The following is a 14,635-nucleotide window of genomic DNA, read 5'->3' on the forward strand; positions in this document are numbered from 1 at the left end:
CTACATGTCGCCGGGCGCGATGTAGAACCAGATGGGCTGCTTCTCGCCGGCGTCTGCCATGGCCTGGCGCGCCGCCATGATGGTGCGGCCTGCCTCGGTGGAGGTAAAGAACCATCGCGCTCCAGCCCACGCCGCGGGAGCATGCTCAGCGAGCGCAAGTGCCGCCGTCTCGTAGTAGCCGCGGATGTCCTGGGCCACCCGCGCCGGGATGCCGGGGATGCCGGCCTCCTTCCACGGCGTGCCCTCGGCGACGTTGACGAACGACTGCACGGCGGCGCCGATGTCCTCGGGAGCAACCACGCGCCCGGCGCCGGTGCGGTTGCCCAGCTTGGCGACGGCGCGGTCATAGGCCTGCCGCAGACCGTTCGCCTCGTCCACCGCCGGATGCAGGTTGGGATCGTGGCGGGGCGGCAGCTCGCACGACATCGCAGCGCCGTCGTCGTCGATCGTCTCGGCGAACTTCTCTACCACCGGGCGGTCGCTGTCGAGCAGGCCGAAGGCGTGCGCCAGCACCCGGTGCTGGAAATCGGCGTCGTTGGGCTTGCCCAGCGGACGTCCCAGCGGGAACTCGCACCACAGCCCTCGCGGCGGGGCGGTGCCCTGGATGTGAGCGCCGATGGAACCCAGCGCAACAGTCGCGATTCCTTCGGCCTCGAAAACGTGGGCGAGCGTACTCACGGTACGCGTGCACAGCGGTCAGACAGGTGTGAACAGCACCACGTCCACCTCGTGGGAACGCAGGAACTTCGCGCCCGCCGGCCCGGAGTCCATGCGCACCGCAGACAGGTCGAACTGGTTGCCGGCGTAGGACAGGTGAATGTCGGAGACCTCGCCGATGGTGCCGTCGGCGGCAAGCTCGTCCAGCCGGTCGATCGGGAAGACCGTGTTGAGGTCGAGTGCGATGCCGGTGGCGTCGAAGTTCGGGCTCCAGTGACCGCACATGTAGTCGCGCCGGCTGCCGTCGAGCACCCGGTAGCCGGTGTCCATCGGCGCGAAGTCGTCCTGGTCTGGGTGGTGCAGCGACGCCGAGGTGACGAGTGCAACCTTGGCCTCAGCCAGCGGCGGCGGTGTCGTGAACGCCGTGGTCTCGAAGTCGGGCAGGTCCATGCCGCCCGTCAGTGCCTTGACATCGGAATCAGCCATGGCGGCAAAGCTACGGCTTGGCGCATCGCGCCGCTTGGGATCCCTCGGGGCTCAGGCGCCTTCTTCGAGGTCGAGCGAGCGCTCGCGCAGCCGGCGCATGCCTCGCAGCCAGCGATCCGGATCTGACGCTTTGCGCTCCACGTAGGTCTGCGCTTCAGGGTGGGACAGGATCAGGAAGCGCTCTTCGGCCATCGCCTCGGTGATGACCTCTGCGACGAACTCGGGCTCGACGATGCCGTCGGTGCCGCCGTCGGCCAGCCGCTGCGGTGCCATGGCGGTGTTGACGCCTTGGGGGCACAGCACCGACACCCGGATGCCGTCGTCGCCGTGCAGGATCGCCTCCATCTCGGCCAGCTTGATGCAGGCCGCCTTGGTGACCGAGTACGGCGCAGAGCCCATGGCCGCCAGCAATCCGGCGGCGCTGGCGGTGTGCACGAGATAGCCCTCGCCGCGGGCAAGCATCGAGGGCAGCACCGCCCGGGCCGCGTACACGTGGCTCATCACGTGCAGCTCCCATTGGGACTGCCATGCATCGTTGGTGGCGTCCACGCCGCCTTCGGCGCCGGCGCCGGCGTTCGAGAAGAACACGTCGATCGGGCCATGCGCGTCGAGCGTGCGTTCGACAAGATCGGCAACGGCCGCTTCGTCGGTGACGTCAAGCCCGACGCCCTCGCAGCCGATCTCGTCCGCTACGGCTTGCGCAGCCTCGGCGTTGTAGTCGGCCACGACGACGTGGCGAGCACCTTCGGACATCCAGTGCCGTGCGGTGGCCCCGCCGATGCCGCCTCCCCCGCCCGTGATGATCGCGACCCGATCGCGCAGTTCCATGATGTCTCCCCTTCTGACTTCGTGAGCTAGGCGATCTCGGCTGTGTTGTCGCCGCCGGCCTCCGGCTCGGAGGTGTTGTCGCCGCCGGCCTCCGGCTCGGCTGTGTTGTCGCCGCCGGCCTCCGGCTCGGCGGTACCGATGCCGCCGACCTCTTCGCCCTCATCAATCGCCTTGATCCGGGCTGCGTATGCGGTCTCGGCGAGACCCTCGGCACCGAGGAACCGACCGGGGCTGGCGCCGTCGACATGGCCCATGATCCCGCGGTAAAGGCTGAACCCGCACAGCGCTGCCAGCTCATCGGGCATCTCGCGGACATCTTCGGGAGCGAGGCTGTAGTACTGGTTCTGCTGCTGGCGCATCCAGCCCCGGCAGTACTGCACGCTGATGCCCAGGCGCCAATCGTCGGTGGAGGTATTGGCACCGCCGCAGTGCCAGGTGCCGCCGTTGACCACCAGCACCGAGCCGGCCCCCATCTCGGCCGCGATGTAGTCCGGCTTCTCGCCCGGCTGGGGCTCGTGGTCGTAGCGATGGGAGCCGGGCACCAGGCGGGTGGCGCCGTTCTCATCGGTGAAGTCGGTGAACGCCCAGATGGTCGTCACCATGAACGGCGGGCGGGGCCGCGGCACGTCGATCTGATCGACGAGTCCGTCGTCAGAGTGCAGGCCCTGGTGCACCTCGCCGGGGCCGATGTGCATGCAGGTGGTGCCCGACAGGATCGCCCCGGGCTCCATCAGGCGCTGCGGGAACGGCAGCACGTTGCGGTGGATCGGCAGCTTCCAGAACGACCTGTCCTTGTTGAGCAGGTTGTACATGCGCTTGGTGGCGAACCCCTCGATTCGGTTGCCCTTCGGTTGCACGTTCAGCTCGTCCTCGACCCGGGCGACGGTCTCGCGGATCTCGGCGACCAGCTCGGGCTCGATGGCGCCTTCGACGATGCAGTAGCCGTTCTCGTCGACTTCGTGGAGATAGCGCTGGAGTTCGGATTCGTTCGCAGTGAGGTCCAAGGTGCCGCTCATGACCCCAGTCTCGCAGGGCGTCGGTGCCGTCGCCCCGCTGCGCCAGTGATCTCGCACCGCATTCGTAGGATGACTGATTCGTAGGATGACTGGCGTGGACGGCGAGAGCAGCAACGCGTCGAGCCGTGGCAGCGCCGCCTTGCGCCCTCTCATCGATCTGACGACACGGCCCACGCCGCTCAACTACCTGCGCGAGGCGTGGCGCCGGCGTGAGTTCGCCATCGTGGTGCCGGCACAAGACCTGCGTGCCCAGAATATGGACACGACATTGGGGCAGTTCTGGCACCTGATGAACCCGGCACTGCTCGTGGGTGTGTACTTCCTGATCTTCGGCGTGGTCATCGACACCAGCCGCGGCGTCGACAACTTCTTGGGTTTCCTGATTGTCGGGATTGTGCTGTTCCACCTCACCCAGCGAGTGGTGCAGGAGGCGGCGGTCTCCATCACGCAGAACCTCGGGCTCATTCGGTCAATTCAGTTTCCGCGCATCTTGCTGCCCTCTGCCACGGTGAATGGCCAGACCGCAGCGTTCATTCCTGCAATCGTCCTGGCGCTCATCGCCGTTCTGGCCACCGGAGAGCGCCCCACGCTGCGATGGCTGGTACTGCCCATCGTGCTGATCGCGCAGTTCGCCTTCAATCTCGGTTCGGCGCTGGTCTCCGCGCGCATCGGTGCCGCCGTGCCAGACCTGCGGCACATCTTGCCGCACCTGTTCCGGCTCTTGTTCTACGCGTCCGGCGTGATCTTCAGCGTGGAAGCGTTCGTCCACAGCCCCGGCTGGCGGCGCGCCTTCGCGCTGAACCCGATCTACGACCTGATCACCTGTGCTCGCTGGAGCTTGCTCGGACATCCGGTGGACGGCTGGGTGCTCGCCGGCACGGTGGCGTGGTGCGTGCTCATGCCCATCCTGGGTTTCTTCGCCTTCTTCCGGTCAGAACAGCGGCTCGGGGCGTGATGACCACGCCGGGCGCTGTGACCGTCGAGATCCGCGAAGCACACGTGCACTACAAGGTGTACGAAGAGCCGATCATGGGGTTGAAGCAGGGATTCGCACGCGGCAAGGTACGTCGCCGCTTCCGGATCATCGAGGCAGTGCAAGGAGTCACGCTTGACCTGCACGAGCACGAGACGCTCGGCTTGATTGGCCCCAACGGATCGGGCAAGTCAACCCTGCTCTCGGCAATGACCGGGCTGCTGCCCTTGGCGGAAGGCAGCATCCGAGGCAGATCAAGACCCTCGTTGCTCGGCGTGGCATCGGTGATGAGGCCCGCCCTCTCCGGTCGGCGCAACATACTCATCGGTGGGCTCGCGCTCGGCTTCTCCAAGGCCGAGATAGAGCGCCGCATGGATGAGATCATCGATTTTGCGGGGGTGCGCGAGTCCATCGACCTGCCGATGCGAACGTACTCCTCTGGCATGCGCGCTCGGTTGCACTTCGCCATCGCGACGGCACAGATTCCAGAGATCCTCCTCATCGACGAGGCGCTGACAGTCGGTGACGAGGACTTCCGGCGCCGTGCGGCTGAACGCATGGACGAGGTCTGCAGTGCTGCCGGTTCGGTCGTGCTGGTGTCGCACAACATGGGTGAGGTTGAGCGATTCTGTGACCGCGTGGCGTGGTTGGACAGCGGCCGGCTGCGTGCAGTCGGCGAGCCCGCGGAGATCGTCGAGATGTATGTCGGCTCGGCCAACCCGTAGGCCTCCTTGGGAGTCGCCTATGCCGAACAGCGAACGAGGCGATCGCCGCGGCGCGAGACTTGCATCGTGACGGCGCACTCGGGCGCAGGGGCACCACGAGCGGAGCCCGGGAAGCCGATGCGGCGCATCATCCTGAACGCGTTCACGATGAACTGCGTGGGCCACATCCAGCAGGGGCTGTGGGTACGCGACGACACCCGCCAGCGGGATTACACGTCGCTGGAGCCGTGGCTGGAGCTGGCCCGGATCTGCGAGGCCGGATGCTTCGACGCCATCTTCCTGGCGGACGTGATCGGCCTGTACGACACCTACCGGGGCAGCGCCGACACGTCGCTGCGCGAGGCGATACAGGTGCCCGTGAACGACCCGATGCTGCTGATCCCGGCGATGGCCACGGTCACCGAGCACCTGGGGTTCGCCTTCACCAGCAATGTGCTGCAGGCACACCCGTTCACGTTCGCCCGTCAGATCTCCACGCTCGACCACCTCACCGGCGGGCGCGTGGCCTGGAATGTCGTCACGTCGTACCTGCAGAACGGTGCGCAGAGCCTCGGCTACCCGCGGCTGCCCAAGCACGACACCCGCTACGAGCGAGCAGAGGACTACCTGGACGTCTGCTACAAGCTCTGGGAGGGCAGCTGGTCTGACGATGCCGTAGTGGCCGACACTGAGCGCGGTGTCTATACAGACCCCGACCGGGTGCGGCCGATCGACCACGACGGGCCGTACTACTCGGTGGCTGGGCCCCACTTGTCGGAGCCGTCGCCGCAGCGAACACCGGTGATCTACCAGGCAGGCTCGTCGGACCGAGGGCGCGACTTCGCAGCGAAACACGCCGAGTGCGTGTTCGTGGTGGCGGCCTCGCGGGGCCTGACGCGCATCGCCGAAGACATCCGGCGCCGGGTCAGTTCCGTGGGTCGCCACCCCGATGACGTGAAAATCATCGCCGGCCTGTCCCCGATCGTGGGAGGCACAGAGGCCGAGGCGAAGGACAAGCACGCCGACTATCTCGAGACGCTCTCGCTGGAGGCGGGTCTGGCGCACCTGAGCGGCAACCTGAACATCGATCTGAGCCACATCGACCCCGACCAGCCGCTGGAGACGCTCGACACCGAGGGCGTGCGCGGGCCGGTGAAGTCGCTGCTGGACTCAGCCCGGCCAGGCACCCGGACCTTCGGCGACCTCATCAAGCTCAACATGGCCGGCCAGTTCCTGGTGGGATCGCCCGAGCAGATCGCCGACGGCATGCAGCGTCGGCTGGACCAGGGCGTGGACGGCTTCAACCTGGTGTATGCCACCACCCCCGGCACGTTCGTGGACTTCATCGAGGGCGTGGTGCCGGTGCTGCGCGAACGAGGGCTGGTGCAGCGGGAATACCAGCCGGGAACGCTGCGCGAGAAGCTGTTCGGCCGCCGGCGCCTGGGTGAGACGCACTACGCCAGCAGCTTCCGGCAGTAGCGGGTGCAGTCGAACGGCGTGGCGCGCGGAGGCTCGTGACCGGCTCAGCCAGCGAGGCGCATGACGGCTGCGGCCCGCTCAGCCCCGCGGCGAGGCGCGTGAGGGGCCTCGCAGGGTCACGCCGCCGTCGACCACCAGCGTGTGGCCGGTGATGTAGCGGGCCTCGTCGGTGCACAGGAACCGCACCGCCGCGCCGATGTCCCAGCCGTGGCCCTCGATCTTCAGCACGCTGGCCCGTCGACGGGCCTCGACAAGCTCGTCGGGCATGTCGTCGCCTCCCACCATCGGCGTGCGCACGGGCCCAGGAGCCACGCAGTTCACCCGCACGCCTTCGATGCCGTGGTCGACGGCCATGGCGGCGGTGAGCGCCATGATCGCTCCCTTGGAGGTCGAGTACGCCGTCATGCCGCGTGGCCGCAGCGCCGAAATGGACGAGATGTTGACGATCGCTCCCCCGCCCGAGTGAGAGATCATCGCCGGGATGGCGTGGCGGGACGCCAGCATCATCGAGGTCAGGTTCACGTCCATCACTCGCTGCCACGCATCGACAGCGCTCGTCACCACGGTGCCGTCGCTGCCGATGCCCACGTTGTTGACCAGGATGTCCAGCCGGCCCCACCGGTCGAGCGCGGCCATCACCATTGCCTCGCAATCGGCTTCAACGGTCACATCGGCGCCGATGGCGGCGGCGCTGCCGCCCTCAGCGCTGATCATCTCGACCGTCGCCTCGGCGAGCTCCGGCTTACGGTCCACCGCCAGCACGTGCGCGCCGGCTTCAGCCAGCAGGATCGCCGCAGCGCGACCGTTGCCGATCCCGTCGCCACGCGCCCCTGCGCCGGTGACGATCGCCACCCGTCCGCTCAGGTCAGCGCTCGCTCGTGTCGCAGCCATCAATCGACGCTCCGGCGGAGCGAGCGCTCAGCCGCCACCGTGGCGGCGCAGGGTGCTGCGGTCGTCCAGCGGCGACCAGGCTCCGGCGTAGTCGTCCTGAAGCTCGGCTAAGCCCGCAGCCCACGCGGTGGGAATCCACGCGTAGCGGGATTCGAACATGAATGCCAGCATGTCGGCCATCCTCCGCGGCTCGAGATCCGCCGTCGTGCCGGCGTCGTAGGCCTCGATATCGGGGCCATGCGGCAGGAAGGCGTTGTGAATGCTCACGCCGCCCGGCTCGAATCCGCCTTCGGGCTTGGCGTCGTAGGCACCCTCCACCAGGCCCATCAGCTCGCTCATCACGTTGGAGTGGTACCAGGGCGGCCGGAACGTGTGCTCCTGCACCGCCCAGCGCTCGCGGAACAGCACGAAGTCGACATTTGCCGTGCCTGGCGATTCTGAGGGCGAGGTCAGCAGCGTCCAGATCGACGGCGCCGGATGGTCGAACAGCAGCGGGCCCAGCGGGCAGTAGTTGCGCAGGTCGTACTTGTACGGGGCGAAGTTGCCGTGCCAGGCCACGACGTCGAGCGGCGAATGCGGCAGGTGCGTCTCGAGCAGGCGGCCGTCGTGCTTGAAGACCAGCCGGGTGGGCCGATCGTCGGCCTCGTAGCCAGCCACCGGGTACAGGAAGTCGCGAGGCATGGCGAGCGCATCCACGCCGATCAGGCCTGGATCTGGCAGCCGGAACGGAGCCCCGTAGTTCTCGCACACGTACCCCCGAGCCGATTCCTCCATCAGTTCCACCCGGAACTTCACCCCGCGGGGCACTGCTGCCATCTCTGCGGGTCCGACGGTCAGGGTGCCCAACTCGGTGATGAGCCGCAGCGTGCCCTGCTGGGGAACGATCAGCATCTCGCCGTCGGCATTGGCGAACACTTCGCCGTCCATCGAGCTATTGGCGAAGTACAGGTGCGTGGCGGCACCGCATTGGGTATGGGCATCGCCGTTCGCAGCCAGCGTGCAGAGGCCCTCCAGCCACGTGCAGGGTTCGGCGGGAACCTCAATCGGGCTCCAGCGCAGCTGCGCGACAGGCGGCGAGCCCTCACGGCAGGGCGATGTGCGGATGTTGCCCGGGTCGATGTCACGCAGGCCGGTGACGTGGCGCACCGACGGGCGGATCCGGTACATCCACGTGCGCATCGCGTCGGCCCGAGCGACCGTGAAGGCGCTGCCGGTCAGCTGCTCGGTGTAGAGGTCATGGGTGACGCGCTGAGGGCTGTTCTGGCCCACCGGCAGCACGCCTGGCTCGGCCTCGGTGGCGTGCTCGTTGCCGAAGCCGCTCTGGTACTCGACGCCGAAGTCATCCCCCATGCTTGCCAGCCTAGATCGCGACTGTGTGACGGCTCATTCTGGGCGCAGGACCGGCCGCCGGGCATCCAGCAGCGAACCAATTGCCGGAGGCAGAGTGTCAGAACACCGGGGGGCGACGGTGGCGCATGGTCAGCGCGAGCACGGTCGCACCAGCCGCACAGACGGCGAAGCTCACCCAGATCACGCTGAAGCTTCCCGTTTGCTCGTAGACGTAGCCGGCCACGAGGCCACCGATGCTGAGCCCGGACATGAAGCCGAGCATCACGATTCCCGATGCGCGGCCCGCCAGCGCCACGGGCACGCCGATGATGACCGCGAGCATGGCCACGGCATTCCACGACATCATCGTGAAGCCGGCCAGCAGCGACATCACCCACATCATCGAGCCATGGACCATCGTTGCAGCGAGCAGCAGCGCCATCGCAACCACGGTGAACGCCGACTGGATGGCGAGTGCGCTCGCCGGCTGCACCCGTCGCTCGGTGAGGCGTGCCCACCAGATGCGCGATCCCGCAGCGACAATGCCCGCAAGGGCGCTGGCCATGCCTGCCCAGAAGTTCGTCCACCCGAGCGATTCCTCCGCAAACAGCACTTGGAACCGCCCAACGCCCCCTACCACGCCGCCCATCAGCAACGAGAACCAGGTGATCTTGGCGATGAAGACGCGCTCGGACACCTTCATCTGCACAGACGGCCGCTGCGCTGGCGCCACGGTGAACACGGCGCCGGGTGACGCGCCATAGCCGGCTTCCTCGCCCTCCTCGGCAGGCGCATCGGGCGTCAGCCACAGCTGGATGCCGAGCGCGACCACCAGCGCCACGACGCCGTAGAGGCCGATGGCGGTCCGCCAGCCGAACCAGACGGCCAGCGTCGGCAGCGTGAAACCCGACAGGAACGTGCCGAACATGACGCCCGACTGCTTCAGCCCCGTGATGGTGCCACGCCGTCCTGCCGCCACACGCTCGGCGATGAGCTTGTTGGTGGCCGGATTGCACCAGCCCTGACCGAGTCCGGCGAACGCTGCGGAGGCCATGAGGAGCCAGACATCGGTGGAGAACGCCATGCCGAACATGCCCACGCCGGCAGTGGCGATGGTCAGCACCACCGAGTACTTCGGGCCGATGCTGTCGGTGATACGTCCCGACAGCGGTGCGAAAAGCGCGGCGACAATCGTGTTGGCAGTCAGGGCCAGGCTGAACGGCCCCGTCGTGATGCCCAAGTCGGCGATGAGATCCACCGCCAGCACCGCCGGCAGCATCATCGGGATCGGGCCGAGCACCATCGTGGAGACGAGCACGAAGTTCAGCCCCAGGCGCTGCATCAGCGTGTCGCCGTGACCGATTGGTGTCGCGACATCAGCAGCGGAATCCGGTCCCGAGCCTGGAGCTCCTGCTGTGCGCATCGCAGCGCACCCTATGACTGCCGCCGCGGCGTCGCGCCCCGCCGCACGCAGCCGTCCTGGGTGTGCTGAGACGTGCCGGCGGGACTCTGGCTGCCGGAAGTGCGTAGCGTGCCGGCGAGAGCACGCCGATTGGAGCCTGCAACATGAGGGCTGAGACGCTGCTGCCGCTGGGCAAGCTGGATCCGGGGTTGCGGGCACCCGACGTGCCGCTGGATGTGACCACTATCGGCGACGCCGCCGCACAGGTCGAGGCCTTGGGCTACGACGCCTTGGTGGTGGAGGAGACCAAGGACGATCCCTACCAGCTCCTCGCCATGGCGGCGGTCGCAACACGCACCTTGGGCTTGGGCACTTCGGTGGCGATGGCATTTCCCCGGTCGCCGACGGTGACTGCGCTGTCGGCGTGGACGCTGCAGAAGGCGTCGGGCGGCCGGGCCATCCTGGGGTTGGGCAGCCAAGTGCGCGGACACATCCGGCGCAGGTACGGCATGGAGTGGACCGCGCCGGGGCCGTGGATGCGCGACTACGTGGGCGCCGTGCGTGCGGTGTGGCACTGCTGGCAGGAACGCACGCCGCTCGACTTCCAGAGCGAGCACTACAACCTGGACCTGATGGTGCCGCTGTTCGATCCCGGGCCCATGGCCCATCCGGACATCCCGGTGCACATCGCGGCCATCAATCCCAACATGTGCGGGGTGGCCGGCGAGGTGGCCGACGGCGTCCGCCTGCACCCCGTGTGCTCGCCGAAATACATCGCCGAAGTCATGGCACCGGCAGTGGCCAGAGGTGCCGAGCGCGCCGGGCGCGATGCGGCTGCCGTGGACTGGTGCATGAAGCCGCTGGTGGCCACGGCCGCCGATGAGGCGACGCTGGCTGCGGTGACCCGCACCGTGCGCGAGCGGGTCGGCTTCTACCTGTCCACCCCCGCCTACCGGGCAGCGTTCGACGTGCACGACTGGACCGATGAGGCCACCGAGGCGGCGGTGCTGTCGAAGGCACAGCGCTGGGATGAGATCTCGGCGATCGTGTCCGACGAGATGCTCCACACCATCGCCACCGTCGGCACCTACGACCGGATCGGCGGGTTGCTGGGTGAGCGCTATGGCCCACACATCGACCGCATCGAGTTCTCGATTCCCGTCAACACGCCAGAGGACGGCGAACGGCTCTCGGCCATTCTCGGCGAGCTGGGCCGAGCCGAACGCCCCTGAGCGACCCCAGATCCCCGGGGCAACTGCACCCGCGGGCGTCGAGGTCTAGGGTCTCGCCGTCGCTCGCGCGCTGGCGCGGCGAGGGGGCGAACACACTCGCCGATCACATTTGGCACAGGGAGGCAGCAGATGGGTGTCTTGGACGGACGGGTAGCAATCATCACTGGCGGTGCACGAGGGCAGGGTGCAATCGAGGGCCAGCTCTTTGTCGACGAGGGCGCGACGGTGGTGCTCACCGACGTGCTCGACGACGAGGGCGGGCAGACCGCAGGCGAGCTGGGGTGCGACTACCTGCACCACGACGTGGCCGATGAGGCGGCGTGGGACTCGGTGGTGGCAGATGTGCTCGGTCGCCACGGGCGCATCGACGTGCTGGTGAACAACGCCGGCATCTTCCAGGGCGCGGGGCTGATGAAGACCTCCACTGCCGACTTCGACCGCATGCTGGCGATCAACGCCCGCGGCGTGTTCCTGGGCATGCAGAAGGTCGGCGCCGCGATGGCCGAGGCCGAGTCTGGTTCGATTGTCAACATCAGCTCGGTGGCCGGTCTGATGGGCACTGCTGGATCATTCGCTTATAGCGCCAGCAAGTGGGCCGTGCGCGGCATGACGAAGTCGGCCGCGAAGGAACTGGGGCGCCGTGGCGTGCGGGTGAACTCAGTGCATCCGGGCTACATCGACACCGAGATGCTGACGCAGACCAATGTGTTCACCGAGGACAGCGATCGCACACGCCGGATCCTGCGCGGGGTGCCGCTGGGGCGCATTGCCGAACCCGCCGAAGTCGGCCGGGTCGTGCTGTTCCTGGCCTCTGACGCCAGCAGCTACTGCACCGGCCAGGAGTTCACGGTTGATGGGGGCATGTTCGGCTGAGTTCGCTCAGCCGGACCATTGGACACAGCGGGTTGAGTTTGCTCAACCCCACCATCAAACACATCGGCTGAGTTCGCTCAGCAGTGAACTACTGTGACCCGCGGGCGCATACCACGCGGCGAGGTCTGAGATGAACTACGACAGCGGTCGCCTTCGTGCAGATCTGGGGGCTGGCCTTGTCTCCGCCATCGTCGTGCTGCCGCTGGCGCTCGCCTTCGGTGTGGTGTCCGGACTCGGTCCCATTGCCGGGCTGTGGGGTGCGGTCGCCGTCGGGTTCATTGCTGCGGTGCTCGGCGGCACCCGGGTGCAGATCTCTGCGGCAACAGCGCCGATGGCCATCGCCGTGTCGTTCGTGCTGGTGCGCTACGCCGACACGCCGGTGGAGGCCCTCGCCATCATCTTCATCGCCGCCGTGCTGCAGGTGCTGATCGGACTGCTGCGGCTCGGCAGCCTCGTGCAGTACACGCCGTACTCGGTCACGGCAGGCTTCATCAGCGGCATCGGGGTCATGGTGGTGCTGCTGCAGGTGCTGCCGTTCTTCGGCGCAGATCCGATCCTGGGCAACCCCATCGACTCGATCCGGCACTGGGACGACGCTGCCAACGACATGGATTTCCACGCGTTCGGCCTGGCCGTCACCACCTTCATCATCTGTGCCGGCTGGCCGAAGCGGCTGCGGCGCTATGTGCCGCGCGTCCCCGGCGCTCTCGTCATCGGCGCCATCGTGGGCGCCATCGTGTTCGACGGGGCACCCCGCATTGCGGAGGTCATCGAGGCACCGTCGTTCTGGGCCATGGAAATGCCCGGCGGAGGCTTCTGGGGGGCTGTCGGCGCGGCGGTCACCATCGCTCTCATCGGCGCGATGAACAGCCTGATGAACGCATCGCACGCGGACTCCATGACCGGCCAGCAGCACGACCCGAATCGAGAGCTGATCGGCGTGGGACTCGGCAACGCGGTAGCCGCCATGTTCGGCGGCCTGCCGGGTGCCGGTTCGCCCAGCGCAACGCAGGCCAACATCCGGGCCGGGGCGCAGACCCGAATCGCCGGCGCAGCGTCTGCGGTCATCGCACTCGTGCTGATCATCGTGCTGAGCGGCCTGATCGACGCCATCCCGTACGCGGTACTCGCGGGAATCCTGCTGTGGCTGGGGCTCAGCCTCATCGATTGGCGGCTCATCACGCACCTGTACCGGGTGCAGCGCGAGCACATGCTGGTGATGCTGTTGACGCTCGGTCTCACCGTGTTCGTCGACCTGCTGGTGGCCATCGCTGCCGGCGTGGTCGCTGCGGCCCTGGCAGCCAGCCGCCGATTCGAGCGCCTCGAGCTCGACAGCGTCCTGTCGGTGCCCATGCTCGACGCAGTGTTCTTCGCCGACAGCGACCGGGTGGACGTCAGCCAGTTCGATGCGTTCACCGCCCGGGTCGGCATGGTCAAGATGCGCGGCAGCTTCACCATCGCCTCGTCGAACCGGCTGCGCATCGCCATCAGCAAGGACATCGTCGAGCACGAGGTCGTCATCCTGGACTTCACCGAGACGAGCTACATCGACGACAGCGCTGCGCTGGTGGTGGAGGGGCTCATCGACGCCGCCATGGAGCACGACACCGAGTGCATCGTGATCGGGCTCGACAACCTGCCGTCGGGCAGCCTGCAGTCGCTCGATGTGCTGCGCCGGGTGCCCGGCGACCACTTCGTCGCGAGCTTCGACGAGGCACGGATCATCGCCGCCCGGCTGCTCGAGATCAACCTCGAGATCAACAAGGCGTCCCGGGCCGAGGCCTGAGCTCGGCAGCCTCCGGTCGGCCGCGACGGCAGTTCAGTACAGCTCGGGCACGAACGTCTGGTCGGTGATCGGCGGGCGCACATAGCCGCCGGCGGTGCCCCGTTCGGGCAGATCGACGTGCTCCCAGGGCACTGCTTCGTAGGGGATCAACGACAGCAGATGAGCGATGCAGTTGAGGTGTGCGGCCCGCTTGTCGTCGGCCTCCACGACCCACCAAGGGGCTTGCTTGATGTCGGTGTGCGCGAACAGCGTGTCCTTGGCGCGCGAGAAATCCACCCAGCGCGTACGGGCTTCGAGATCCATCGGCGAGAGCTTCCAGCGACGCGCCGGGTCGGCGATGCGTCGCTGGAAGCGGCGCTCCTGCTCCTCGTCGCTGATCGAGAACCAGTACTTGATGAGGATGATGCCCGAGCGCACCAGCATGCGCTCGAACTCGGGGCACGAACGCAGGAACTCCTCGTACTCGTCGTCAGTGCAGAAGCCCATCACCGGCTCGACGAGGCCGCGGTTGTACCAACTGCGATCGAAGAGCACCATCTCGCCCGCCGCCGGCAGCTCCTCCACGTAGCGCTGGAACCACCACTGGGACTTCTCGCGGTCGCTGGGTGTGCCCAATGCCACGACGCGCACCACGCGGGGGTTCAGCCGTCGGATGATGCGCTTGATCGTGCTGCCCTTGCCTGCGGCGTCGCGGCCCTCGAAGATGACGACAACCTTCAGTCCCTGGTGGCGGATCCAGCGCTGCAGATGGGCCAGCTCCTGTTGCAGCAACCCGAGCTCACGCTCGTACTTCTTGCGAGGCAGGCGGCTCTTGCGTTTGGGAGGCCCGGCACCGGACGCTTGGCTTGATGCCGAGTCGGCGTCGGTCCTCGGCTCCGCCCGCGGCAAGGCGACCTCGTCCGCAGCGTTCGTCCCCATGGGTTCGGACAGTATCCGAGCGACTCCCAAGGCGACGACCCGGACGGTCCGCCCCGGAACC

At 67.6% G+C, this 14,635-nt stretch carries 14 protein-coding genes; 6 read left to right on the forward strand and 8 right to left on the reverse strand.

Going from position 1 to position 14,635, the window contains the following annotated elements:
* Genes ACOGI5_RS00945 through ACOGI5_RS00960 form a run of 4 tightly spaced genes read right to left on the reverse strand, consistent with a single transcriptional unit; the run spans position 1 to position 2,987 of the window.
* Positions 1-678 (reverse strand): hypothetical protein, encoded by a 678-nt coding sequence (locus ACOGI5_RS00945; RefSeq protein WP_419862599.1) that lies wholly within the window; start codon positions 676-678, stop codon positions 1-3.
* 18 nt (positions 679-696) lie between these two features.
* Positions 697-1,143 carry a glycine/sarcosine/betaine reductase selenoprotein B family protein gene (locus ACOGI5_RS00950; RefSeq protein ID WP_419862600.1) on the reverse strand — a complete coding sequence of 149 codons (447 nt, stop codon included), beginning with the start codon at positions 1,141-1,143 and terminating at the stop codon, positions 697-699.
* 51 nt (positions 1,144-1,194) lie between these two features.
* Positions 1,195-1,971, reverse strand: a complete 777-nt coding sequence (locus ACOGI5_RS00955) for an SDR family NAD(P)-dependent oxidoreductase (protein WP_419862601.1) — start codon at positions 1,969-1,971, stop codon at positions 1,195-1,197.
* 26 nt (positions 1,972-1,997) lie between these two features.
* A complete protein-coding gene (locus ACOGI5_RS00960) occupies positions 1,998-2,987 on the reverse strand; it encodes a phytanoyl-CoA dioxygenase family protein (protein ID WP_419862602.1) in 990 nt (329 codons plus the stop codon).
* 94 nt (positions 2,988-3,081) lie between these two features.
* Between ACOGI5_RS00960 and ACOGI5_RS00965 the strand changes: the two genes are divergently transcribed.
* From ACOGI5_RS00965 to ACOGI5_RS00975, 3 genes are all read left to right on the forward strand, one after another.
* Positions 3,082-3,942, forward strand: coding sequence for an ABC transporter permease (locus tag ACOGI5_RS00965; RefSeq protein ID WP_419862603.1), 861 nt, complete (start codon positions 3,082-3,084; stop codon positions 3,940-3,942).
* The gene (locus ACOGI5_RS00970) at positions 3,942-4,685 is read left to right on the forward strand and encodes an ABC transporter ATP-binding protein (RefSeq protein ID WP_419862604.1); all 744 of its coding nucleotides are present in this window, start codon (positions 3,942-3,944) and stop codon (positions 4,683-4,685) included. The genes ACOGI5_RS00965 and ACOGI5_RS00970 overlap by 1 nt, the downstream gene beginning before the upstream one ends.
* A gap of 117 nt (positions 4,686-4,802) precedes the next feature.
* Complete coding sequence (locus ACOGI5_RS00975) at positions 4,803-6,143, forward strand: LLM class flavin-dependent oxidoreductase (protein WP_419865413.1); 1,341 nt, start codon at positions 4,803-4,805, stop codon at positions 6,141-6,143.
* Positions 6,144-6,221: 78 nt separating this feature from the next.
* Here the strand turns inward: ACOGI5_RS00975 and ACOGI5_RS00980 are convergent, their stop codons facing one another.
* The 3 genes from ACOGI5_RS00980 to ACOGI5_RS00990 all read right to left on the reverse strand — a co-directional run bounded on the left by ACOGI5_RS00980 (position 6,222) and on the right by ACOGI5_RS00990 (position 9,786).
* The gene (locus ACOGI5_RS00980; RefSeq protein ID WP_419862605.1) at positions 6,222-7,034 is read right to left on the reverse strand and encodes an SDR family NAD(P)-dependent oxidoreductase; all 813 of its coding nucleotides are present in this window, start codon (positions 7,032-7,034) and stop codon (positions 6,222-6,224) included.
* Between the two features lie 27 nt (positions 7,035-7,061).
* Positions 7,062-8,384: a homogentisate 1,2-dioxygenase gene (gene hmgA, locus ACOGI5_RS00985; RefSeq protein ID WP_419862606.1), complete on the reverse strand. Its 1,323-nt coding sequence runs from the start codon at positions 8,382-8,384 to the stop codon at positions 7,062-7,064.
* A gap of 97 nt (positions 8,385-8,481) precedes the next feature.
* Positions 8,482-9,786 (reverse strand): MFS transporter, encoded by a 1,305-nt coding sequence (locus ACOGI5_RS00990; RefSeq protein WP_419862607.1) that lies wholly within the window; start codon positions 9,784-9,786, stop codon positions 8,482-8,484.
* A 143-nt stretch (positions 9,787-9,929) separates the two neighbouring features.
* On the opposite strand from ACOGI5_RS00990, the gene ACOGI5_RS00995 reads away from it, so the two are divergent.
* The 3 genes from ACOGI5_RS00995 (at position 9,930) to ACOGI5_RS01005 (ending at position 13,656) form a co-directional block, all read left to right on the forward strand.
* Positions 9,930-10,997: a TIGR03617 family F420-dependent LLM class oxidoreductase gene (locus ACOGI5_RS00995; protein WP_419862608.1), complete on the forward strand. Its 1,068-nt coding sequence runs from the start codon at positions 9,930-9,932 to the stop codon at positions 10,995-10,997.
* A 129-nt stretch (positions 10,998-11,126) separates the two neighbouring features.
* Positions 11,127-11,870 carry an SDR family NAD(P)-dependent oxidoreductase gene (locus ACOGI5_RS01000; protein ID WP_419862609.1) on the forward strand — a complete coding sequence of 248 codons (744 nt, stop codon included), beginning with the start codon at positions 11,127-11,129 and terminating at the stop codon, positions 11,868-11,870.
* 130 nt (positions 11,871-12,000) lie between these two features.
* Positions 12,001-13,656, forward strand: a complete 1,656-nt coding sequence (locus ACOGI5_RS01005; RefSeq protein ID WP_419862610.1) for a SulP family inorganic anion transporter — start codon at positions 12,001-12,003, stop codon at positions 13,654-13,656.
* Positions 13,657-13,689: 33 nt separating this feature from the next.
* On the opposite strand, the gene ppk2 is transcribed toward ACOGI5_RS01005, so the two are convergent.
* On the reverse strand, positions 13,690-14,574 hold the full coding sequence (gene ppk2 / locus ACOGI5_RS01010; RefSeq protein ID WP_419862611.1) for a polyphosphate kinase 2: 885 nt from the start codon (positions 14,572-14,574) through the stop codon (positions 13,690-13,692).
* Between the last annotated feature and the right edge of the window lie 61 nt (positions 14,575-14,635).

It is taken from the genome of Candidatus Poriferisodalis sp. (assembly GCF_965208925.1).
In the GTDB taxonomy this organism is placed as follows: domain Bacteria; phylum Actinomycetota; class Acidimicrobiia; order Acidimicrobiales; family Poriferisodalaceae; genus Poriferisodalis.